General features: G+C 65.2%; 16 protein-coding genes and 2 riboswitches. Of the genes, 9 read left to right on the top strand and 7 right to left on the bottom strand.

What is annotated here, in order from left to right; translation table 11 throughout:
- Window positions 1-5: 5 nt before the first annotated feature.
- The 3 genes from gcvP to gcvT form a co-directional block, all read right to left on the bottom strand.
- Window positions 6-2,903, bottom strand: a complete 2,898-nt coding sequence (gene gcvP, locus F1735_RS09545) for an aminomethyl-transferring glycine dehydrogenase (RefSeq protein WP_167236716.1) — start codon at window positions 2,901-2,903, stop codon at window positions 6-8.
- 110 nt (window positions 2,904-3,013) lie between these two features.
- Window positions 3,014-3,394 (bottom strand): glycine cleavage system protein GcvH, encoded by a 381-nt coding sequence (gene gcvH / locus F1735_RS09550; protein ID WP_167236717.1) that lies wholly within the window; start codon window positions 3,392-3,394, stop codon window positions 3,014-3,016.
- A gap of 60 nt (window positions 3,395-3,454) precedes the next feature.
- Window positions 3,455-4,573, bottom strand: a complete 1,119-nt coding sequence (gene gcvT, locus F1735_RS09555; RefSeq protein ID WP_167236718.1) for a glycine cleavage system aminomethyltransferase GcvT — start codon at window positions 4,571-4,573, stop codon at window positions 3,455-3,457.
- A gap of 85 nt (window positions 4,574-4,658) precedes the next feature.
- Window positions 4,659-4,764, bottom strand: a riboswitch (glycine riboswitch).
- Between the two features lie 18 nt (window positions 4,765-4,782).
- Window positions 4,783-4,868, bottom strand: a riboswitch (glycine riboswitch).
- Window positions 4,869-5,002: 134 nt separating this feature from the next.
- Between gcvT and F1735_RS09560 the strand changes: the two genes are divergently transcribed.
- Window positions 5,003-5,563: an ATP-dependent Clp protease proteolytic subunit gene (locus F1735_RS09560; protein ID WP_167236719.1), complete on the top strand. Its 561-nt coding sequence runs from the start codon at window positions 5,003-5,005 to the stop codon at window positions 5,561-5,563.
- 168 nt (window positions 5,564-5,731) lie between these two features.
- Here F1735_RS09560 and F1735_RS09565 read toward each other — a convergent pair whose 3' ends face one another.
- Together F1735_RS09565 and F1735_RS09570 are read right to left on the bottom strand one after the other, a co-directional pair.
- Window positions 5,732-6,019: a hypothetical protein gene (locus F1735_RS09565; protein ID WP_167236720.1), complete on the bottom strand. Its 288-nt coding sequence runs from the start codon at window positions 6,017-6,019 to the stop codon at window positions 5,732-5,734.
- Between the two features lie 182 nt (window positions 6,020-6,201).
- A complete protein-coding gene (locus F1735_RS09570; protein WP_167236721.1) occupies window positions 6,202-6,828 on the bottom strand; it encodes a hypothetical protein in 627 nt (208 codons plus the stop codon).
- 258 nt (window positions 6,829-7,086) lie between these two features.
- On the opposite strand from F1735_RS09570, the gene F1735_RS09575 reads away from it, so the two are divergent.
- The 8 genes from F1735_RS09575 to F1735_RS09610 all read left to right on the top strand — a co-directional run bounded on the left by F1735_RS09575 (window position 7,087) and on the right by F1735_RS09610 (window position 19,157).
- Window positions 7,087-9,513: a DUF1631 family protein gene (locus tag F1735_RS09575; RefSeq protein ID WP_167236722.1), complete on the top strand. Its 2,427-nt coding sequence runs from the start codon at window positions 7,087-7,089 to the stop codon at window positions 9,511-9,513.
- A gap of 130 nt (window positions 9,514-9,643) precedes the next feature.
- Complete coding sequence (locus F1735_RS09580) at window positions 9,644-10,312, top strand: phosphatase PAP2 family protein (protein ID WP_187364203.1); 669 nt, start codon at window positions 9,644-9,646, stop codon at window positions 10,310-10,312.
- A 135-nt stretch (window positions 10,313-10,447) separates the two neighbouring features.
- A complete protein-coding gene (gene smc, locus F1735_RS09585) occupies window positions 10,448-13,975 on the top strand; it encodes a chromosome segregation protein SMC (RefSeq protein ID WP_167236723.1) in 3,528 nt (1,175 codons plus the stop codon).
- On the top strand, window positions 13,972-15,138 hold the full coding sequence (locus tag F1735_RS09590) for a cell division protein ZipA C-terminal FtsZ-binding domain-containing protein (protein ID WP_167236724.1): 1,167 nt from the start codon (window positions 13,972-13,974) through the stop codon (window positions 15,136-15,138). The genes smc and F1735_RS09590 overlap by 4 nt, the downstream gene beginning before the upstream one ends.
- A 60-nt stretch (window positions 15,139-15,198) precedes the next feature.
- Entirely contained in the window at window positions 15,199-17,232 is a 2,034-nt protein-coding gene (gene ligA, locus F1735_RS09595) for an NAD-dependent DNA ligase LigA (RefSeq protein WP_167236758.1), read from the top strand.
- Window positions 17,219-18,112 carry a UTP--glucose-1-phosphate uridylyltransferase GalU gene (gene galU, locus F1735_RS09600; RefSeq protein ID WP_167236725.1) on the top strand — a complete coding sequence of 298 codons (894 nt, stop codon included), beginning with the start codon at window positions 17,219-17,221 and terminating at the stop codon, window positions 18,110-18,112. The genes ligA and galU overlap by 14 nt, the downstream gene beginning before the upstream one ends.
- Window positions 18,109-18,645 (top strand): peptide deformylase, encoded by a 537-nt coding sequence (gene def, locus F1735_RS09605; protein WP_167236726.1) that lies wholly within the window; start codon window positions 18,109-18,111, stop codon window positions 18,643-18,645. The genes galU and def overlap by 4 nt, the downstream gene beginning before the upstream one ends.
- 5 nt (window positions 18,646-18,650) lie before the next feature.
- Window positions 18,651-19,157, top strand: a complete 507-nt coding sequence (locus F1735_RS09610; RefSeq protein ID WP_229505696.1) for a hypothetical protein — start codon at window positions 18,651-18,653, stop codon at window positions 19,155-19,157.
- 3 nt (window positions 19,158-19,160) lie between these two features.
- Here F1735_RS09610 and F1735_RS09615 read toward each other — a convergent pair whose 3' ends face one another.
- Window positions 19,161-19,856: a dienelactone hydrolase family protein gene (locus F1735_RS09615; protein ID WP_167236727.1), complete on the bottom strand. Its 696-nt coding sequence runs from the start codon at window positions 19,854-19,856 to the stop codon at window positions 19,161-19,163.
- Between the two features lie 135 nt (window positions 19,857-19,991).
- Complete coding sequence (locus tag F1735_RS09620; RefSeq protein WP_167236728.1) at window positions 19,992-21,641, bottom strand: M28 family peptidase; 1,650 nt, start codon at window positions 21,639-21,641, stop codon at window positions 19,992-19,994.
- Window positions 21,642-21,696 lie beyond the last annotated feature (55 nt).

A 21,696-nucleotide genomic window follows, 5' to 3' on the forward strand; every position in this document is an offset into this window, starting at 1 on the left:
CCCCTTTACTCGTAGTCGCTGATCGGCGCGCAGCCGCAGAACAGGTTACGGTCGCCGTACACATTGTCGGCGCGGCCGACCGGCGGCCAGTACTTCTGCTTGCGCAGCGACGCCACCGGGAAGGCAGCCGCCTCGCGGCTGTACTTGTGCTCCCAGACGTCTGCGGTGACCACTTCGGCCGTGTGCGGCGCACCCTTGAGCGGATTGTCCATGCGGTCGTACTCGCCGCGCTCGACCTTCACGATCTCGGCGTGGATGGCGATCATGGCGTCGATGAAGCGGTCCATCTCGGCCTTCGACTCGCTTTCGGTCGGCTCGATCATCAGCGTTCCCGGCACAGGGAAGCTCATGGTCGGCGCATGGAAACCGAAGTCCATCAAGCGCTTGGCCACGTCTTCGTTGCTGATGCCGGTGGCGTCGGTGATCGGGCGCAGGTCCAGGATGCACTCGTGCGCCACCAGGCCGTCGTGGCCGGTGTACAACACCGGATAGTGCGGCGCCAGCCGGCGCGCGATGTAGTTGGCGGCCAGGATCGCCGTTTCGGTGGCGGCGGTCAGGCCTTCGCCGCCCATCATCGCGATGTACATCCACGAAATCGGCAGGATGCTGGCCGAGCCGAACGGCGCCGCGCTGACCGCGCCGATGCCCGCCTCATCGCGTGTGTAGCCGGTCGAACGCTGGTTCGGCAAGAATTTGGCCAGGTGCGCGCCCACGCCGATCGGGCCGACGCCGGGGCCGCCGCCGCCGTGCGGGATGCAGAAGGTCTTGTGCAGGTTCAGGTGGCTGACATCGCCGCCGAAGCTGCCCGGCGCCGCCACGCCGACCAGCGCGTTCATGTTGGCGCCGTCAATGTAGACCTGGCCGCCGTGCGAATGGATGATCTCGCACAATTCCTGAATGCCTTCTTCGAACACGCCGTGGGTCGATGGATAGGTGACCATCACGCAGGCCAGGTTGGCGCTGTGCTGCCCGGCCTTGGCCTTCAGGTCCGCCAGGTCGACGTTGCCGCTGGCGTCGCAAGCGGTGACGACCACCTTCATGCCGACCATATTGGCCGACGCCGGGTTGGTGCCGTGCGCCGACGAGGGGATCAGGCAGATATTGCGATGGCCTTCGCCGCGCGATTCATGGTAAGCCTTGATCACCAGGAGGCCCGCGTACTCGCCCTGCGAGCCGGCGTTCGGCTGCAGCGACACGGCCGCGTAGCCGGTCAGCGCGCACAGCATGTCTTCCAGCTGGCCGATCATCTCGCGGTAGCCGACCGTTTGCGCGTCGGGTGCGAACGGGTGGATGTTGGAGAACTCGGGCCAGGTGACCGGGATCATCTCGCTCGTTGCGTTCAGTTTCATGGTGCAGGACCCGAGCGGGATCATGGTGCGGTCCAGCGCCAGGTCCTTGTCGGCCAGGCCGCGCAGGTAGCGCAGCATTTCGTGTTCCGCGTGGTAGCGGTTGAAGGTCGGATGCGTCAGGTAGGTGCTAGTGCGCGCCAGCGCTTCCGGGAAGCCGTCCTGCGCGCTCGCATCAAACGCGTCGAAATCCGGCGCGGCCGGGGCGTTCGGGACGCCCTGCGCAAAGATGGTCCACAGCAGCGCGATATCGTCGCGGGTAGTGGTTTCGTCGAGCGAGATGCCGACGTGCTTGTCGTCGACCTTGCGCAGGTTCACGCCGTGTTCGGTGGCGATGATGTGCAGTTCGGCCGCGCGCGCGCTCTTGACGGTGAGCGTGTCGAACCAGGTCGTGTTGACGATCTCGTAGCCGAGCTGGCCGAGCGTGGCGGCGGCGATGGCGGTGAAGCGGTGTACGCGCCGGGCGATGCGCTGCAAGCCCTTTGGACCGTGGTAGACGGCGTACATCGAGGCCATCACGGCCAGCAGGACTTGCGCGGTGCAGATGTTGGAGGTGGCTTTTTCGCGGCGGATGTGCTGCTCGCGCGTTTGCAGCGCCAGGCGGTACGCCTTGTTGCCTTGCGCGTCGATGGTCACGCCCACCAGGCGGCCGGCCATGCTGCGTTTGAATTCGTCGCGCGTGGCCAGGTAGCCGGCGTGCGGGCCGCCGAAACCGAGCGGCACGCCGAAGCGCTGGCTGTTACCGACGACCACGTCGCAGCCCCAGTCGCCCGGAGGCGTCAACAGGGTCAGGGCCAGCAGGTCGGCGCAAGCGACAACCATGGCGCCGGCCGCGTGCAGTTTTTCGACGGCGGCGCGGTAGTCGCGCACATCGCCATTGACGCCGGGGTACTGGATCAGCACGCCGAAGCAGGGCTCGCTCAGGGCGCCGATGTCGGCCGCCGCGATGGTGCGCACTTCCACGCCGATCGGCTGGGCGCGCGTCTGCACTACTTCGAGCGTTTGCGGCAGCACGTCGTCGGCGACGTAAAACACGTTCGAGGCCGACTTGCCGACGCGCTGGATCAGGGTCATGGCTTCGGCGGCGGCGGTGCCTTCATCGAGCATCGACGAATTGGCGATGCCCATGCCGGTCAGGTCGGTGATCATTTGCTGGAAGTTCAGGATCGCTTCCAGGCGGCCTTGCGAAATCTCGGGCTGGTAAGGCGTGTAGGCGGTGTACCAGGCCGGGTTTTCGAAAATATTGCGCAGGATGACGCCCGGCGTATGGCTGTTGAAGTAGCCCTGGCCGATCATCGACTTCATGACCTTGTTCTTGGCGGCGAGCGCCTTGAGTTTGCCCAGCGCCGCCTGCTCCGGCATCGGCTCGAAGAACTGGCCCAGTGCCAGCTTGCTCTTCTTGCGGATATTGGCGGGCACGATGGCGTCGATCAGCGCCGCGCGCGACGGGTAGCCGAGCGTGGCCAGCATGGCTGCCTGTTCGGCGGGGGACGGGCCGATATGGCGCGGGATGAACGAGTCGCGTGCTTCGAGTTGGGTCAGGCTGGTGCGGGTCATGGTAGTGGGGGCCTGTAGTGGAGCCGAAAAAGGGACTGCCGCCGCTGGACGCGGCGGCGGACTGAAAAGAAAAGGCCGCCGGCGACGGGGGTCGCGGCGGCCGGGAGTTTTTACTCTGCGGTGGCTTTGCCGTAAGCGGCGGCGTCGAGCAGACCGTCGATGGCGCCGGCGTTGCTCGGCTTGAGCTTGAACAGCCAGGCCGCGTAGGCGTCGGTGTTGATCGAGTCCGGCGCGTCGGCGACGCCGTCGTTGACGGCGATGCACTCGCCCGAGACCGGCGAATAGATGTCGCTGGCCGCCTTGACCGATTCGACCACGGCGGCGTCATCGCCGGCAGTGAAGACCTTGCCCACTTTTGGCAGTTCGACGAACACGATGTCGCCCAGCGCGTCCTGCGCGTATTCGGTGATGCCGACGGTGAGGGTGCCGTCAGCTTCGGCGCGCACCCATTCATGGGACTCGGTGTATTTCAGGTCGGCTGGGATGTTCATAGTGTTTGCTCCAAGAGGTCGCGGTAATGTAAATGCTACTGAATGAATGTGATGCCCGGATCAGGCGGCGAGGATTTTACCGTTTCGCACGAACGGCAGCTTGACCACGCTGGCGGCCAGTTTTTTGTCGCGGATTTCGACATGCACGGTGTCGCCCACAGCCACGCCCATCGGCACGCGCGCCAGCGCGATCGCTTCCTGCATGGTCGGGCTGAAGGTGCCGCTGGTGATTTCGCCGGCGCCGCCGTCCTGCGCCAGCACTTTCTGGTGGGCGCGCAAAATGCCGCCTTTTTCGCGCAGGATCAGGCCCACGTACTGGGCATTCTGGCCCATCGCCTTGAGCGCGGTCTTGCCGATGAAGTCGCGCTCGGAGACCAGGTCGATGGTCCAGGCCAGGCCGGCGTCGAGCGGGTTGACCGTGTCGTCCATGTCCTGGCCGTACAAATTCATGCCCGCTTCCAGGCGCAAGGTGTCGCGCGCGCCCAGGCCCGCCGGCTTGACGCCGGCCGCCACCAGCGCATTCCACAGGTTCTCGGCCTGCCCGGCGGGGAAGGCCAGCTCGAACCCGTCTTCGCCGGTGTAGCCGGTGCGCGCCACCATCACCTCGCCGAACGCGGTGTCCTTGACGATGACGGCGTTGAACGGCTTGAGTGGCTCGGAGGCGGCCTGGGTGCTTGGCAGCACCTGCCACACCTTGGCGCGCGCGTTCGGGCCCTGCACGGCGATCAGCGCCATTGGCTCGTTGCCGTCGCGGCGCTGGGTAATGGTGACGCCGCTCCTGGTGGCGTCGTTCTGGGCTTTGACCCAGGCCACGTCCTTTTCGGCGGTGCCGGCATTGACGACCAGGCGGAACCAGGTCTCGCTGAAGAAGTAGACGATCAGGTCGTCGATGACGAATCCCTGCGGATTGAGCATGCACGAATACAGGGCCTTGCCGGCCACTTGCAGCTTGTCGACGTTATTGGCCAGCAGGGCGCGCAGGAAAGGGCGCGCGTTGGCGCCTTCGATATCGACCACGCACATGTGCGAGACGTCGAACATGCCCACATCGCCGCGCACGGCGTGGTGTTCTTCGATTTGCGAGCCGTAATTGACGGGCATGTCCCAGCCGCCGAAATCGACCATCTTGGCGCCGGCGGCGCGGTGTGCGGAATTGAGCGGGGTCGTTTTAAGCGTCATGGAATCCTCAAGGCAGAGTGAATGGGGGGTACGACGAGCAGACATGGCGCGGCCAAGGGTGTACCTTTTGCCGTTCCGTCTTGCTTCGCGCCCCTCTGTCCTTGGTACCTGAGAGATAGCGGATGGTGCTCCGCCTGCCCCTTCGGTGGGCCGCCGGCATGCTGCCGCGGCCGCTCTCCAGAGTTCAGCCGTTGGCGCTGTGCGCCGCCGACCCCTGACCGGTCCTTTTGCCTGAGAGTTTTTGGGTGATGCCCCTTCGGCGGCAGCGTGCGCTGCCCTCTCCCGATCAAGACTGTGGAGGATATGCCAGCAGGGCGGAACTGTCAACCTTGCCAGGGGCGCGCGCGGGTGCGCACGAATGAGGTGCGCGGAAAACCATGCTTGGCGCGATTTGTTAAAATAATTCATCCACTTTGCGAGCAGACAGCCATGAGCGAAGAAAAAACGATCCCATCGACGGATGCCTGGTTCACTTTGTCGGGCGATGTCAACAGCGATATGGTACACCGCGTGTTCGACGCGGTGGCTGGCATGAGCGAAAACGGCGTCGAGACGGCGCACGTCTTGATCCAGTCGAACGGCGGCTATGTCAGCGACGGGCTTTGCCTTTACAACTTCCTGGCGAATGCGCCGGTCAAGTTTGTGATGTACAACGCGGGGGCGGTGGCGTCGATCGCCGTGATCCTGTTTTTGTCCGGCAAGCGGCGCTACGCCAGCGAAACGGCGCGTTTCATGGTACACAAGTCGCATGCAACGGCCTCGCCGGGTGCGCGTCCGGATGCGCTCAACATCATAGTCGAAGGCTTGCGCGCCGACGACGCCCGCACCGAATCGATCTTGCGCAAGCACATACAACTGTTGCCCGAGCAGTGGGCGATCCACCAGTATTCCGACCTGCACCTGACCGCGCGCGACGCCAAGGTGGCGCGCATGGTCAATGACGTGGCCGACTTTTCCCCGCCCAAGGGCGCGCGCATCCGCAATATCTAGGGCCGCCGGTCCAGCCGCTCGCCGGGCCGGTGTACGCCACAGGGCCGCCAGCGGGCAAAAAAAGAGCCTGTCAACGGCCAGGCCGAGGCAGACTCTTTCTATTGCTTCCTGTTGGTGTGGTGCATGGCGCCCTCCGCAAGCCCGGCGACGCCGCTGGCGTCACGCTAATCAGCTTTTGCCGCTGCCGCTTTTACTGCCGCTGCCGCTGCCGCTGCCGCTGCCGGAACCCGAACCCGACTGTTTGCTGCCCGAGCCGGAACCGGACTGTTTCGAGTTGCTGTCATCATTCTTGTGGCTTTGACGGCCCGCTTCCACGTGCTGCTCGTGGGTACCGCCCTGGGTGCCGCCGCTCTTGCCGCCCGAGCCGCTGCCGGATCCTTGCGAGCCCGATTGCTTGTTCGAGCCGGAGCTATCGCTTTGCTTGTTGCCCTGACCGCTTTTCTGATTCGAATTCATGTTCATTCCTTTTCAAAGTTTGAAAATGTCGTGCCCGCCGGTGGAGCTGAAGAGGCGCTATCGTCAGCGTTTCCGGTGACACAATCATGCGAGCCGCACTGTTGAAGAGGTATCGGAATGCGCCTTGAACTCGTGTAGGATTAGTTCCTACAAAATTGAAATAAATGCTGACAGGAACATTCTTAAGGATGCGGCGGGATGCGGCTGCCGCGTTGCGCCTCGACGGCGGCGTTGACCGCCAGCAGGGTGGTCTGGAACGCCAGCTTGTCGATGATGCGCGTCATGTGTGCCAGGCGCGCCGCTGCCTCTGTGGAACACGACGCTGGCGCTGCCGGCCGGCCGGGGAGGGCGGCGCGCGCCGCGCTGTCGATGCGCGCGCCGTGCGCGCCGCCGCGTTGCATGGCCCGTTCGATCAGGTCGCCGCGCGGCGCCGGCAGCGTTGCGGGCAGGCGCCGCGCCGGGGCGGGCGGCGCGCTCATGCCGGCCCTGAGCCAGAGGCCGAGCAGGGTCACGCCGGCGCCGTTGGCAGCGATACAAAACCAGACCCACCCGCGCGCGGTGGCGTAGCTGGCCTCGGCCCCGGTAGCGATCGTGCCGGACGCTGCAAAGCGCAGGGCGTCGCGATTGTCGGCTAAACTTTGGGCTGCCGGCGCCGGCGCCGTTACCGGGTCCGTTACCGGGTCCGTTACCGGTTCCATCAGGGCAAGCTGGCTCAGCAGTACAACGGCCAGCCAGGCGCTGAGTGCGACCAGGATGGCGAAGCAGAGCGTCACGGTCAGCTTGAGCTTGGCATGGCGGCTGCTTGTCATGGCATGGTCCTTGAGAAAGGGGTTGCTCTATGGAATTGTTATTATGTTAGAGAAACGATCAAGCTCGGATTTGTTTTTAATCAACAGTTGAAATGACGATGTAGGGCTTCTTATTGAGGGAAAAGCAAGAATGGGCATACTCACCGTGCGATTAAACAAAAAATAACACTTTGTTTCAAACTTTCCGGTTGCCGGTCGGCAATAATGTGAGAGAATGTTTGTTATGGCAAAAGATCTTTAACCCCGAACGAGCAGACAATGGCTCCACCTTCACCCTCCACAGCTTCAAGGAAGACAGGTCCGTCACGCCACGAGTTGCTGGAAACGCTGCTGGGCAGCGTGACCAAGCACGTCAATGACCAATTGATGGCGGTAGCGACACGTCTCGTTGCGGCGTTGCTGGATGTGACCGACCCCGCGCTCGATGCGCGCACGGTGTTCCTGCGGGTGAAGTCGGGCAATTTGCTGAAAAACAACACTTACGCCTTCTTTCACGTAGCCGCCTCCGGCCTCGTGCGCGCCATGCGCGCCGAAATCGACTTGCTGGCACCCTCGCCCAAGAAGACCGTGGCGAGCTTGCCCACCACGCTCGAACTGGTGCCTTACGAAGAAATGGACAGCCGGGTCGCGTTCGACGCCATCAGCCGCCCCTTCGAAATGCAGTATGCGACCCAGATCGCCACGCTCAATGTCCGTCTCGGTTTCTTGCTCGAACGCGAAGTGCTGCGCATCAGCCAGAATCCGTTCCGGCCCGAGATGTTCCTGTCGACGCTGCAACAGGCCTGGCGCGAGTTCGAACCGGATATCGAGGCCCATGGCCTGATCCTGCCGATGCTGCGCCCCGCGCTGCTGTTCGACTTCGCGCCGATGTACGACGCCCTGTGCGACCTGCTGATCAACAAGAACGTGCAGCCCGGTTCGGTGGAAGCGTTCAAGATCAAGAAAACCGAAAGCGCGGTCGCCGCCAAGAAAGCGCGCGCCAGCAGCCAGGCCGAGCTGGCCAAGCAATTGCGCCAGTTCCTCAGCGATGAGGAACAAGCGCCGGCGGCGTCGTTCGACATTCCGATGATCCCCGACCTGCCGGCCATGGCGCCGTCCGCCGGCGGCTGGCGTCCGAGCGGCGCGGCCGCGTTCCAGGGCGCGCCCGGCGCCGACAGCGCGGCGGCCAGCCTGCCCGCGCCGTGGCAGGGCGGCGCGCCGGCCCAGGGTGGAGCAGCAGGGCCGGGTACGCATGCCGCCGCCGGCTTTGCGGCGCCGCAGTTTGCCGGGGGCGGCGGCATCGCCGCGGGCGCGTTCGGTCACTCGGCCGAGGCTGGCCAGGTGATGGTGCCGGCCTCGCTGCTTGAGGTGCTCAAAGGCTTCCAGGGTGTCCAGGGCGGCCTGCCGGCCCAGTTCGGCAACGTCGCGCCGACCCCGGTGGAAGCCCAAACGGGCAATCTCTTCTATTTGCCGCGCTTGAAGGAAAGCATTCCAAAAGGAACACTTTCGCGTGGCGACGAGAGCACCATCGACCTGCTGTCGAAGATTTTCGAGACGGTGTTCCTCGACCCGAACATTCCCAAGGATTCGCGCGACCTGATCCAGTCGCTGCAAATTCCGGTGCTCAAGGCCGCGCTGGCCGACAAGAATTTCTTCTTCGAAGAAACGCACCCGGCGCGCCGCATGATCGACCTGATGTCGACCATGGGCCTGGAGCAGCGCTCCGGCCCGGACGATCCGCTGTTCCAGGTGATGCAGCGCAGCGTCGAGCGGGTCGGGCGCGACCAGGACGAGGGCCGCGAGCCGGCCGATGTGTTTTCGGAAGTGGTGGCCGAGCTCGAAGAAACCATCAAGGCCGAGGAGCATGTGGCGGCCAGCGCCATTGCCGCCCCGATCGCGGATGCCTTGCGCAAGGAAAAAGTTACCGCCGCCACGCGCTCGGCCAGGACCGCGGTTGCGGCCCGGGTCGGCAGCGGCCAGGTGGTCGCCATGCTGGAAACCTTCCTCGAAAAGAAGTGGACCTCCGTGATGACGGTCGCCTACAGCGTCGAGGAAGACAAGCCGGGGGCGGTCGGCAACGCCACCAAGACCATGGATGAGCTGATCTGGAGCGTCAAGCCGAAGATCACGCACGAGCAGCGGCGCGACCTGATCGGCAAGCTGCCGAGCCTGCTGGCAACCCTGAACAAATGGCTCGACGTCATCAAGTGGCAAGATGCCGACCGCATCCAGTTTTTCGCCGACCTGGCCGAGTGCCACGCGTCGATCGTGCGCGCGCCGCTCGACATCACGCCGGAACGCCAGCTCGAAATCGCCGTTGAAGTTGCCCAGCAAGACGCGATGCGCCGGCTGGAAAAGGAAAACGAAGCGCTGGCCGAGGCCGAGCAAGCCGCCCATGCCGAGCTGGACGACGCGGAATTGGGGGTCGACGCCCTCGAACGCAATATGTGGATCGAATTTACCGATCCGGACGGCAGCATCCGCAAGGTCAAGCTGGCCTGGATCAGCCCGCTGCGCACGCTCTACATTTTTTCGACCGGGGCGCGGCAGGAAGCGTTTTCGCTCTCGTCCGACAAGCTCATCGAAGCCTACCGCGCCCAGCGCGTGCGCGTGATGACGGTCGAAGGCGTGGTCAGCCGGGCGCTGTCGCAAGCCATGGACGAGGCGCTCAGCGACTCGGAGAAGGCGCAATCGGTCGCCGCCTGAGGGGGCCGGGCACGCGCGGGTGTTTCCTTAGTATCCGCACATTGTTAACATTCGCGTATCATGCGGGCCGGGCAAGGCCGGTGCCGCGGCGCCGGCCTTGCCCGGCTTTTTTCACTTCCGGTTGTTGTCTATGAATTGGTATCACCTTAGCGCGCTGGGCGGCATCGCCGTCACCGCACCCCTGGGCGTGGCGATCGCCGTCTGGCTGGCCGCCGCCCATTGCCGCCGCCGCGCCCTGTACTGGTGCCTGCTGTTCGGCGCCACCCTGCTCGTTGTCATCGGCAGCAAGATCGCCTTCCTCGGCTGGGGCGTCGGCATCGAAGCGGTCCATTTCGCCGGTTTCAGCGGCCACGCCACGCGCGCCGCCGCCGTGTTCCCTGTGGCCGCCTACCTGGCCCTGTGCGGACGGGCCAAGGCCTGGCGCTACGTGGCCGTGGCCCTGGGCGTGGCGCTGGCCGTGGCGGTGACGCTCTCGCGCGTGATGGTCGGCACGCACAGCGTGTCGGAAGCGATCCTCGGCTGCCTGCTGGGGCTGGCCTGCGCCGCCGCCTTCATCGCCCTGGTGCGCTCGAACCGCCAGTTCCAGCCAAGCCCGGTCCTGATCGCCGTGAGCCTGGCGCTGCTGTGCATTCCCTACAAGGGCGAGGCGCACAGTTCCCAGCAATGGATGACGGGCCTGGCGCTCGGCCTGTCCGGCGCCGACCGCGTCTACACCACGGCCACCTGGGGCCCGACCCGCAATCCCTACTCGCCGCCATGCCCGAAGGCGGAACGCTACTTCAATTACGTGTGTTTTTGACGCCGCAAGCGCAGGCCCGGTGGGCAGGCGCCGCGCGGGGGCGCTTTCGCAGGCCGCGCGGACGGCTCATCCCCGAAAACATGACAACAAATGGTATGATGGACACCTTCAAGATTCCCGAGCTATCTATACAACGTGCGCCTGTCTTCCATTAAATTGTCGGGATTTAAGTCATTCGTCGATCCCACCAATTTCCAGGTGCCGGGGCAGCTCGTTGGCGTGGTCGGCCCGAATGGTTGCGGCAAGTCGAACATCATCGACGCGGTGCGCTGGGTGCTGGGCGAATCGAAAGCGTCCGAGCTGCGCGGCGAGTCCATGCAGGACGTCATTTTCAATGGCTCGACCCACCGCAAGCCGGCCGGGCGCGCCTCGGTCGAACTGGTGTTCGACAATAACGACGGCAAGGCGTCCGGCCAGTGGGGCCAGTACGCCGAAATCGCCGTCAAGCGCACCCTCACGCGCGACGGCACCTCGACCTACTACATCAACAGCCAGCCGGTGCGCCGGCGCGATATCCAGGACATCTTCCTCGGCACGGGCCTGGGTCCGCGCGCCTACGCCATCATCGGCCAGGGCATGATCTCGCGCATCATCGAATCGCGCCCGGAAGAGTTGCGCGTGTTCCTGGAAGAAGCGGCCGGCGTATCGAAGTACAAGGAACGCCGGCGCGAGACCGAAAACCGGCTGGGCGACACGCGCGAAAACCTGCTGCGTGTGGAAGACATCTTGCGCGAACTGAACGCCAACCTCGAAAAACTCGAGGCCCAGGCGGTCGTCGCCAACCGCTTCCATTCGCTGCAGGCGGACCAGGAAGAAAAACAGAAGCTGCTCTGGCTGCTGCGCAAGAACGAAGCGCAAACCGAGCAGAATCGCTACTTGCGCGAGATGGAACAGGCCCAGACCGGCCTGGAAGAGCAGACCGCCAGGCTGCGCCACGTCGAACTCGATCTCGAACACCTGCGCCAGGCGCACTTTTCGGTGGGCGACCGCCTGCACACGGCGCAGGGCCACCTGTACCAGACCAACTCCGAAATCGGCAGCCTGGAAGCGCAGATCAAGTTCGTGATCGAATCGCGCAGCCGCCTGCATAACCAGTTGGCCGCGCTGAACGCCCAGCGCAACCAGTGGCAGGCGCAAAGCGGCGACTACCAGCAGCAGATCGAGGAAGCCGAGTACCTGCTCGAAGAGCTGGGCGGGCGGGTGGAGCAGTCGCAGATGAACGCCGAAGCGCAGGGCGAGCGCTTGCCCGAGCTGGACGCGGCCTGGCGCGCGGCGCAGCACAAGACCACCGAATCGCGCGCCCGCATCATGCAGGCGCAGCAGCAGATCGAACTCGAATCGGCGCACCAGCGCAACGCCTCGAATATCCTCAATGGCCTGCAAACGCGGCGCGAGCGCCTGCAGCAGGAAAAGAACGGCCTCAACCTGCCCGACAGCAGCCACCTGGCCAACCTGCGCATGCAGCTGGAGGAAAAGCAGCAGGCGCTGGAAGAGCAGACCATGCTGCTCGAAGAAGCGAGCGAACAGCAGCAGCGCACGGAAGAAGAACGCGGCGCCGCCCAGGCCCAGGTCAATCTTGAGGCGGCGGCCAACGCGCAGCTCGAAGCGCGCCTGTCGGCCTTGAAGCAACTGCAGGAACGCGTGCAAACCCAGGGCAAGGTCCAGCCCTGGCTGCACAAGCACGAACTCGATGCGCTGCCGCGCCTGTGGCAAAAGCTCGGCATCGAACAAGGCTGGGAAACCGCGCTCGAATCGGTGCTGCGCGAGCGCACCGGCGCGCTCGAAATGTCGAACATCGAATGGGCCAAGGCTTTTTTCAGCGATGCGCCGCCGGCCAAGCTGGCGCTGTACGCGCCCTCCATCGCCGGCGTCGCCGCGGCGCCCGATACGCCGGGCATGAAATCCTTCGCCAGCCTGCTCAAGCTGAACGAGCCGGGCCTGCGCGGTTTGCTGCAAGACTGGCTGCACAATGTGTTCGCCGCCGACGACACGGCCAGCGCCTTTGCCGAGCGCGCGCGCCTGCCGCAGGGCGGCTCCTTCATCACGCGCCAGGGCCATGTGGTGACGCAGTCGAGCGTGCGCTTTTACGCGGCCGATAGCGAGCAGGATGGCATGCTGGGACGCCAGCAGGAGATCGACAACATCGGCAAGCAGCTGCGCGCGCAAACCATGCTGGCCGACGAAGCGCGCGCCCGCGCGGTGCGCGCCGACGCCGCCATGTCGGACCTGACGCGCCGCCTGCAGGATGCGCGCCAGCGCGTCGCCATGCTCACCCAGGGCGTGCATGCGCTGCAGATCGAGGTGGTCAAGCAGTCCGAAGTCGAAGCGCGCTTCAACCAGCGCAGCACGCAGATCCACGCCGACCTGGCCGAGATCGCGGCGCAGGAAGAAGAGCAGCAGCAGATCCGCATGGAGTCCGAAGAAAAATTCGAACAGCTCGACATGGAACTGGCCGACCTGCAGGGCGCGCACGAAGATGGCCAGACCGAATTCCTGGCGCGCGAACAGGCGCTGGCGGACGCCCGCGAAAAACTGCGCGAGCTCGAACGGGCCGCGCAGGAAGCGCAGTTCGCCGAAAAATCCCAGCGCAGCAAGATCGAAGAACTGCGCCGCAGCATCGCCACCGCCACGCAGCAGGCCAGCCAGGTGGGCGAATCGATCGCGCTCGGCCAGATGGAGCTCGAAGCGCTGGAAAGCGGCGCCGCCAGCGACGGCTTGCAAGACTTGCTCGAGCGCCGCACCAACCAGGAAAAGGCGCTGTCGGACGCGCGCCATGAACTCGACCAGATCACGCAGCAACTGCGCGCGGCCGAAGACGCGCGCACCCAGTCCGAACGCAGCCTGCAACCGCAGCGCGACAAGATCATGGAAATGCAGCTCAAGGAACAGGCCGCGCGCCTGAACCAGGAGCAGTTCGCCGAAGCGTTGAAGACGGTCGACGCCGACGAAGCGGCGCTCAGCGAAAAGCTCCATCCCGACATGAAGCCGTCCTACCTTCAGGGCGAGGTGACGCGTTTGACGAATGCCATCGCGCTGCTCGGGGCGGTCAACCTGGCCGCGCTCGACGAGCTGGCGCAGGCGTCCGAGCGCAAGAATTTTCTCGATGCCCAGAACAACGACCTGGTCGAGGCGATCAACACGCTGCAAGACGCGATCGCCCGCATCGACAAGGAAACGCGCGAACTGCTGCAAGATACCTTCGACAAGGTCAATCACCATTTTTCGGAACTGTTCCCGATCCTCTTCGGCGGCGGCAACGCCAAGCTGGTGATGACGGGCGACGAGATCCTCGACTCCGGCGTGCAGGTCATGGCGCAGCCGCCGGGTAAAAAGAACGCCACCATCCACTTGCTGTCGGGCGGCGAAAAAGCGCTGACCGCGACCGCGCTGGTGTTTTCGATGTTCCGTCTCAATCCGGCGCCATTCTGCCTGCTCGACGAGGTCGATGCGCCGCTGGACGACGCCAACACCGAGCGCTTTTGCCGGATGGTGAAGCGGATGTCCGACCATACTCAATTCCTTTTCATCTCGCACAATAAAATTGCGATGGAAATGGCCAATCAACTGATCGGTGTGACGATGCAGGAGCAGGGCGTATCGCGCATTGTGGCGGTGGACATGGAGTCCGCCGCGAATTTTGCTACCGAGGCACAAGCAGCATGACAGATTTACAAATGAGCCTGATCGGCGCGGCCGGCGTATTCGTCGCCGGCGTCTTCGCGTATAACAAATGGCAGGAGCACAAGGCCAAGAAGAGCGTCGAACGCGCCTTCGCGTCCGAGCACGACGACGTGCTGCTGCGACCCGGCGACATCGTGCGCAACGAACCGACCCTGGACCCCAATCCGGCGCCGGTGCTGACCGACGTCGTGGCGCCGGTAGCGGCGCCTGTTTCCGCGCCGCCCGCCGCCAGTGGGGCGGTGACGGCGCCGCCCGCCGCGCGCGCCGACGACGACGCCCCCGTGGCGCCCGCCGTTCCGATGGCGCCCGTGGCGGCGCCGGTGGAATTGATCACGCCGGCCGCCGAACAGGCCACCAGCCTGGTCGACCCGCTGATCGATGTGCTCATTCCGCTGGCGCTGGAAGCGCCCGTGCGGGGCGACAAGATCCTGCCGATCCTGCACACCCTGCGCCACGTCGGCAACAAGCCGGTCCATTTCATCGGCCTGCACGTCAACGGCGACTGGGAGCCGATCGTCCACGGCGGCGTCTACACCAAGCTGCAGGCCGGCGTGCAGATGGCCAGCCGCACCACGGCGCTGAACGAACTCGAATACTCCGAACTGGTCACGCGCCTGCGCGCGCTGGCCGACGACATCGGCGCCGAGCCGGAAATTCCGGACATGATCGAAGTCATGGGCGAATCGCGCACCTTGCACCGCTTCGTGGCCGGGCACGACGCGCAATTGGGCGTGAACCTGATGTCCTACGGCGCGCCGTGGTCGATCGCAACCCTGATCGGGGCGCTCGAAAAGCAGGGCTTCGACGTGCGTCCGGACGGCCGTTACATCATGCCCGACGGCGATGGCGGCCAGCTGTTCACCCTGACCACCAACGTCACCCTGGGCGCCGATACCACCTCGCGCCTGACCTTGCTATTGGACGTGCCGTGCGTGGCGCCGGCGCGCAACGGCTTCGGCGCCATGCTCGATTGCGCGAGAGCCCTGGTGGGCCGCCTGGACGCCGTCATCGTCGACGACAGCGACCAGCCGCTGACCGACCAGGCGCTCAACGAAATCAACAGCCAGGTGCTCGATTTCTACCAGGAGATGGACGCGGCCGACATTCCGGCCGGGTCGACGCGCGCCATGCGCTTGTTCAGCTAACAGAAGAAGATCACCGTGACCACCACAACAACAACGCAGGACAGCGATTACCTCGGCCGCATGGCGCAGCTGACGGCCGAACTGAATCGCCATATCTTTTCGTATCACGTGCAGGACGCGCCGACCATCCCGGACGCCGAGTACGACCGCCTGTTCCGCGAACTGCAGGCGCTCGAAGCGGCCCACCCGGAAGCGGTATCGGTCGATTCGCCCACCTACCGCGTGGGCGCGACCCCGCTGCCGGAGTTCAAGCAGGTCACGCACAGCATTCCCATGCTGTCGTTGAATAACGGCTTCGACGACGACGACATCGTCAACTTCGACCGCCGCGCGCGCGAAGGGCTGGAGGCGGAGCAGGTCGAGTATGCCGCCGAACTCAAATTCGATGGCCTGGCGATCAGCCTGCGCTACGAAAATGGCGTGTTCGTGCAGGCCGCCACGCGCGGCGACGGCGCCACCGGCGAAGACGTCACCGCCAACATCCGCACGGTGCGCGCGATTCCGCTGCGCCTGCACGGCGAGACGGTGCCGGCGGTGCTGGAAGTGCGCGGAGAAGTACTGATGTACAAGGCCGATTTCGCCAAGCTCAATGCGCGCCAGCGCGACGCCGGCCAGAAAGAATTCGCCAATCCGCGCAACGCCGCCGCCGGCAGCCTGCGCCAGCTCGACTCGCGCATCACGGCCACGCGCAGCCTGCGCTTCTTCTCGTACGGCGTGGGCGCGCTGGAAGGCGCCGACATGCCGCCATCGCACTCGGCCCTGCTGGACTGGTACCAGACGCTCGGCCTGCCGGTATCGGGCGAGCGCTCAGTGGTCAGCGGCGCCCAGGGCCTGATCGACTACTACCGCGACATCGGCAAGCGCCGCCCGACCCTGGCCTACGAAATCGACGGCGTGGTCTATAAAGTGAATCGCCTCGAACACCAGCAAAAACTCGGATTCGTCTCGCGCGCGCCGCGCTTTGCCATCGCCCATAAATTCCCGGCCGAAGAAGCGCTGACCCAAGTGCTCGACATCGAAGTACAGGTCGGCCGCACCGGGGCCATTACCCCGGTGGCGCGGCTGGCGCAGGTCAATGTGGGCGGCGTGAACGTGACCAACGCCACCTTGCACAACGAAGGCGAAGTGCGGCGCAAGGATATCCGCATCGGCGACACGGTCATCGTGCGCCGCGCCGGCGACGTGATTCCCGAAGTGGTGTCGTTCGTGGCGGACCGACGCCCGATAGATGCGCGCGAATTCGTCATGCCGGCCAACTGCCCGGTGTGCGGCTCGCCGATCGTGCGCCTGGACGACGAAGCCGTGGCGCGCTGCTCGGGCGGCTGGACCCATTGCAGCGCCCAGAAGAAGGGCGGCCTGATGCACTTCGTGTCGCGCCGCGCGATCGACGTCGAAGGGCTGGGCGACCAGCTGATCGAACAATTGGTCGACAAGGGCCTGGTCAACACCGCCGCCGACCTGTACACGCTCGACAAGGCCAAGCTGGCGGGCCTGGACCGGATGGCCGCCAAGTCGGCCCAGAACGTGATCGACGCGCTCGAAAAATCGCGCGACACCAGCATGGCGCGCTTTATCTACGCGCTCGGCATCCGCAACGTCGGCGAGTCGACCGCCAAGGCGCTGGCCCAGCACTTCGGCAACCTGGAGGCGCTGCTGCACGCAGCCAGCTTCGAAGGCGGCCTGCAACTGCTGGAAGTGCCCGACGTCGGCCCGATCGTGGCGCGCTCGATCAGCGAATTCCTGACCGACGCCGACAACCTGGCGCTGGTGCGCACCATGGCCGGGGTGCTGCGCTGGAAGGAAGGCGAGCATGTGATGAAAAACACCGGCGCCATGGCCGGCAAGACGTTTGTCATCACCGGCACCCTGCCGACCCTGTCGCGCGACGAAGCCGGCGCGCTGGTCGAAGCGGCCGGCGGCAAGGTATCGGGCTCGGTATCGAAAAAAACATCGTACGTCGTTGCCGGGGCGGATGCCGGCAGCAAACTGGCCAAGGCGCAGGAGCTCGGCATCACGCTCCTCGACGAAGCGGCCCTTCTTTCACTGCTGGCGACAGCATCTTCCACGGAACCGAATCAAGATGAATCCAGTTAGAAAAGCAGTCTTTCCCGTAGCCGGTCTGGGTAGCCGTTTTCTGCCGGCCACCAAGGCCCAGCCGAAGGAAATGCTGCCGATCGTCGACAAGCCGCTGATCCAGTATGCGGTCGAAGAGGCAGTCGCCGCCGGCATCACCGAAATGATCTTCATCACGGGCCGCAACAAGCGCGCCATCGAAGACCATTTCGACAAGGCCTACGAACTCGAATCGGAACTCGAAGCGGCCGGCAAGGAAGCGCTGCTCGAGCTGGTGCGCAATGTCATCCCGAAGAACATCAACTGCATCTACATCCGTCAATCGGCGCCCCTGGGTCTGGGACATGCGGTGCTGTGCGCGCGCCCGGTGGTGGGCGACGAGCCGTTCGCGGTGCTGCTGGCCGACGACTTCATGGACACCGATCCGGGCGAGCGCCCGGTGCTGGCGCAGATGACCGACGTCTACGCCTACGAGCAATGCAGCGTGCTGGCGGTGCAAGAGGTACCGCGCGCGAACACGCGCCAGTACGGCATCGTGAAAGCCACCTCGTACCGCGAAAACCTGGAGCTGGTGTCGCAGATCGTCGAAAAGCCGATGCCGGAAGTGGCGCCGTCGACCCTGGCGGTGGTGGGGCGCTATATTTTGTCGCCCAAGATTTTCCGCTACCTGGAACACATCGGCACCGGCGCCGGCGGCGAAATCCAGCTCACCGACGGCATCGCCGCGCTGATGGCGGCCGAACGCGTGCTGGCCTACCGCTATACGGGCCAGCGCTACGATTGCGGCTCCAAGCTGGGCTACCTGACGGCGATGACGGCCATGGGCCTGAAGCACCCCGAAACCGGCGAGGGCTTCCGCACCTTCCTCGAACAACTCCACCGCGAGCAGAACTTCTCATGACGGTCCGCGAGATTCTCAAGATGGGCGATCCGCGCCTGCTGCGCGTGGCCGAACCGGTCACCGAGTTCGGCACGCCGGCCATGGACGCGCTGATCGCCGACATGTTCGACACCATGCACCATGCGAATGGAGCCGGGCTGGCGGCCCCGCAGATCGGCGTGAACCTGCAGCTGGTGATTTTCGGCTTCAAGGACAACGGCCGCTACCCCGACGCGCCGGCGGTGCCGCAGACGGTGCTGATCAATCCTGTGCTCACGCCGCTCTCCGACGAACAGGAAGAGGCGTTCGAAGGCTGCCTGTCGGTGCCGGGACTGCGCGGCAGCGTGCCGCGCTTTACCCGCCTGCGCTACGTAGGCGTGGACCAGCATGGCAATCGCATCGATCGCGAAGTCGATGGTTTTCATGCGCGCGTGGTGCAGCATGAAGTCGACCACCTGCTCGGCATCCTGTATCCGATGCGGATCACCGATTTCAGCAAATTTGGCTACACCCAGGTCATGTTTCCCGACCTCGATCCCGACGACGACGATTGATCACCATGATATTGAAAAATTTGACGGCCATCGGCCTGGCGCTGCTGGCCTGCGCTCCGGCGCTGGCGCAGGATGCGGCCACTCCCGAGGCCAAGGCGTTCGACGGCAGCGCAAAACGCAGCCAGCTGTGGCTGACCAGCGGCTTTGCGACCTACCACTTCCAGAGCGACCAGGACCTGAACGGGCGCAATCCCGGGCTTGGCGTCGAGTACCGCCTGTCGGAAGACTCGGCGCTGACGGCGGGGCGCTTCTTTAACAGCGACCGCCAGCACTCGAAGTACGCGGGCATGTATTACCAGCCGCTGTCGTATATGGGCGTGCGCTTCGGCGCGGTGTTCGGCGGCTTCGACGGCTATCCCAAAATGCGCGACGGCGGCTGGTTCTTCGCTGCGATTCCGACCGCCACGTTCGAATACCAGCGCGTGGGTGTGAACGTGGCGGTGGTGCCGACCTATAAAGACCGGCTGCATGGCGGGATTTCGGTACAGCTCAAGCTCAAGCTGTTCGAATAGCCGCTATTTGAGGTGCTGCGCGAAAAAGGCCCGCGTCCTGTCGTTGGCCTGGGCTGCCGCTTGCGCGTCGAAGTGTACGCCGTTCCAGCGCCCGAAAGCGTGCTTCTGGCCGGGATAGGTAAACAGATGCACCAGCGGGTTGCCCTCGGCGGCCCTGGCGATGCTGGCGCGCGCGTCCGCCGAGATGTATTCGTCGGCTTCGCCCAGGTGCATCATGAGCGGGCAAGCGAGCGTCTTGAAGGCGTCGATGTGCTTCTCGGTCCCGCCGCCGTAGTAGGCAACGGCGGCGTCGGGGCTGGCCCGGGTGGCTGCAAGAAAAGTCAGCAGGCCTCCCATGCAAAAGCCCATGACGCCGGCCTTGCCGGTGGCGCCAGGCAAGGCACGCGCCGCCGCCAGGGTGGCGGCGATGTCGTCGACGCCTTTGTCGATGTCGAACGCCTTGTACAGCGCCGTGGCTTTTGTCCATTCGGCGTCGCTTTTGTCGGTCAGTTGCACGTTCGGTTCGAGGCGCCAGAACAGGTCGGGGCAGACGGCGATGTAGCCTTGCGCGGCCAGCCGGTCGCAGGTCTCGCGCAGGTCGGCGTTGATGCCGAAGATCTCCTGCAGGACGACGACGATTGGTGCCGGCGTGGCGGCCGGACGGGCGACATAGGCGCCAAAGCTGCCATCCGGCGTGTCGATGGTGATGCGTTCGTTCATATGCTGCCTCCTCTCGGTAGTGAGGAGGCGATCATGGCACAAACCGGCAAATCGGCTCGCCCGCCTAGCAGGCGGGAATCCTGGGCCAGCGTTATGCAGACCGACTTGGGTTCCCGCCTGCGCGGGAACGACGCTCTAGCGCTTGGTTCGCCCCAGCGGATCGCCCTTGTTCCAGGTCGGCATGCTTGCCGCATTCGCCACGTCGTATCCCAGGTTGAGCGTGAACTGCGCCTGCTGCACCATGCCGCGCAGGTCCCAGGCCGGGTTGTACTCGTCGCTGACCTGATGGTAGTGATCCTTGAAGCCCACCATCTTTGCGCTGGACGCGCCGTGCTCATGATCGAACTCGAAGCTGCCGTCGCCCGAGAACACGGCCGATCCCACATTAAACGCCGGCACGCCCGCTTTCGCGAAATTGAAATGGTCGGCGCGGAAGTACGCTCCTCCCAGGTCGGGCATCGGCGGCGCCAGGCGCAGGCCCATCGCCCCGGCTACCTTGGCGGCGCTCGCTTGCAGGCTGCTGCGCTCCGCGCCGGCCACGCCGATGTCGCGCGTGAGGCCCACAAAATTCATGCTGTCCAGGTTCAGGTCCGCCGCCGTTTTCGCCAGCGGCCAGAGTGGCTCGCGCACGTAAGCGAGGCTGCCGATCAGGCCCTGTTCCTCGGCGCACGGCCACAGGAAAATCTGGGTGCGCCTGGCCGGCTGGCGCACCGCCGCCTGCGCCATCGCCAGCAGCGCCGCCGAACCGGAGGCGTTATCGACCGCGCCATTCCAGATGTGGTCTGGCTTGCCGTCGGCGCTGTCGATGCCCAGGTGGTCCCAGTGCGCCGAGTAGATCACGGCCTGCTCCTTGAGCTTGGGATCGGTGCCGGGCACGATGCCGGGCACGATGCCGGCCACGTTGAACTGTTCGACCGGGCGGATCGCGCTGTCGATGGCGACCTTGGCGCGCGCGTTCAGTTCGACCGCCTTGAAGCCGCGTACTTCGGCGCTGGCGCGCAGCGCATCGAGGTCCTGGCCGGCGGCGGCGAACAGGGCGCGCGCGGTCTCTTCCTGCAGCCAGCCTTGCAGCGCGTTGCCGGCGCCGGCCAGGTGGAACTGCTCCTTGCTCATGCCGTTGGCCGGCACGCTCCACGGGTAAGATGCCGACTCGGTGGTGTGGATCAGCAGCACGCCGGCCGCGCCACGGCGCAGCGCTTCTTCGTACTTGTACATCCAGCGCCCGGGGTAGGTGAGCGACTTGCCGCCGAAGCGGTTCGGTTCCGCCGCCGTCGGCCTGGGATCGTTGACCATGACGATCAACAGCTTGCCCTTGACGTCGACGCCCTTGTAGTCGTCCCAGTGTTCGTCGTCGGCGCTGATGCCGTAGCCGACGAACAGCAGCGGCGCATCGAAGCGCACCCGGGACTTGCCGCTGGCGTTGTTGAAGACGATCTCCGTGCCCAGCTTCGGCGCGAGCGTCTTGCCGCCCACCTCGAAGCTGACCGCGCTGGTCGGCAGCGTCCTGGTGCCGATCATTTTCACGGACTGGCGGTAGCTCTTGCCGGCGCCGGGCAACAGGCCAATGGCGGCGGCTTGCGTTTCGAGGTAGCGCACGGCCAGTTCGCCGCCGCGCTGGCCGGTGCCGCGCCCTTCGAGCATGTCGTCGGCGAGGAAGGACAGGTGCGCGCGCAGCGGCGCTTCGGCGACCGTCGGCGTGGCGGGCGCGCCGGCGGCGCGTTTCTGGGCGAGGGCCGGGGCGCTGGCGAGGACGAGGCCGATAGCGAGTGCGGAAACGCGGCGCATTGATGCTCCAATGAAAATGTACAGGGAAGGCATCCTGCCATGAATGGGGCAGGGA

It is taken from the genome of Massilia genomosp. 1, assembly GCF_011682185.1.
In the GTDB taxonomy this organism is placed as follows: domain Bacteria; phylum Pseudomonadota; class Gammaproteobacteria; order Burkholderiales; family Burkholderiaceae_D; genus Telluria_A; species Telluria_A rubra.

What these genes read in the sequence shown, in the direction of transcription:
- ligA (WP_167236758.1), top strand. Translation starts at nt 15,199, where the DNA reads ATGGCGCAGCTGACGGCCGAACTGAATCGCCATATCTTTTCGTATCAC.
- F1735_RS09560 (WP_167236719.1), top strand. Translation starts at nt 5,003, where the DNA reads ATGAGCGAAGAAAAAACGATCCCATCGACGGATGCCTGGTTCACTTTG.
- def (WP_167236726.1), top strand. Translation starts at nt 18,109, where the DNA reads ATGACGGTCCGCGAGATTCTCAAGATGGGCGATCCGCGCCTGCTGCGC.
- gcvT (WP_167236718.1), bottom strand. Translation starts at nt 4,573, where the DNA reads ATGACGCTTAAAACGACCCCGCTCAATTCCGCACACCGCGCCGCCGGC.
- F1735_RS09580 (WP_187364203.1), top strand. Translation starts at nt 9,644, where the DNA reads ATGAATTGGTATCACCTTAGCGCGCTGGGCGGCATCGCCGTCACCGCA.
- F1735_RS09565 (WP_167236720.1), bottom strand. Translation starts at nt 6,019, where the DNA reads ATGAATTCGAATCAGAAAAGCGGTCAGGGCAACAAGCAAAGCGATAGC.
- F1735_RS09575 (WP_167236722.1), top strand. Translation starts at nt 7,087, where the DNA reads ATGGCTCCACCTTCACCCTCCACAGCTTCAAGGAAGACAGGTCCGTCA.
- F1735_RS09615 (WP_167236727.1), bottom strand. Translation starts at nt 19,856, where the DNA reads ATGAACGAACGCATCACCATCGACACGCCGGATGGCAGCTTTGGCGCC.
- F1735_RS09620 (WP_167236728.1), bottom strand. Translation starts at nt 21,641, where the DNA reads ATGCGCCGCGTTTCCGCACTCGCTATCGGCCTCGTCCTCGCCAGCGCC.
- gcvP (WP_167236716.1), bottom strand. Translation starts at nt 2,903, where the DNA reads ATGACCCGCACCAGCCTGACCCAACTCGAAGCACGCGACTCGTTCATC.
- F1735_RS09570 (WP_167236721.1), bottom strand. Translation starts at nt 6,828, where the DNA reads ATGACAAGCAGCCGCCATGCCAAGCTCAAGCTGACCGTGACGCTCTGC.
- F1735_RS09590 (WP_167236724.1), top strand. Translation starts at nt 13,972, where the DNA reads ATGACAGATTTACAAATGAGCCTGATCGGCGCGGCCGGCGTATTCGTC.
- gcvH (WP_167236717.1), bottom strand. Translation starts at nt 3,394, where the DNA reads ATGAACATCCCAGCCGACCTGAAATACACCGAGTCCCATGAATGGGTG.
- F1735_RS09610 (WP_229505696.1), top strand. Translation starts at nt 18,651, where the DNA reads ATGATATTGAAAAATTTGACGGCCATCGGCCTGGCGCTGCTGGCCTGC.
- galU (WP_167236725.1), top strand. Translation starts at nt 17,219, where the DNA reads ATGAATCCAGTTAGAAAAGCAGTCTTTCCCGTAGCCGGTCTGGGTAGC.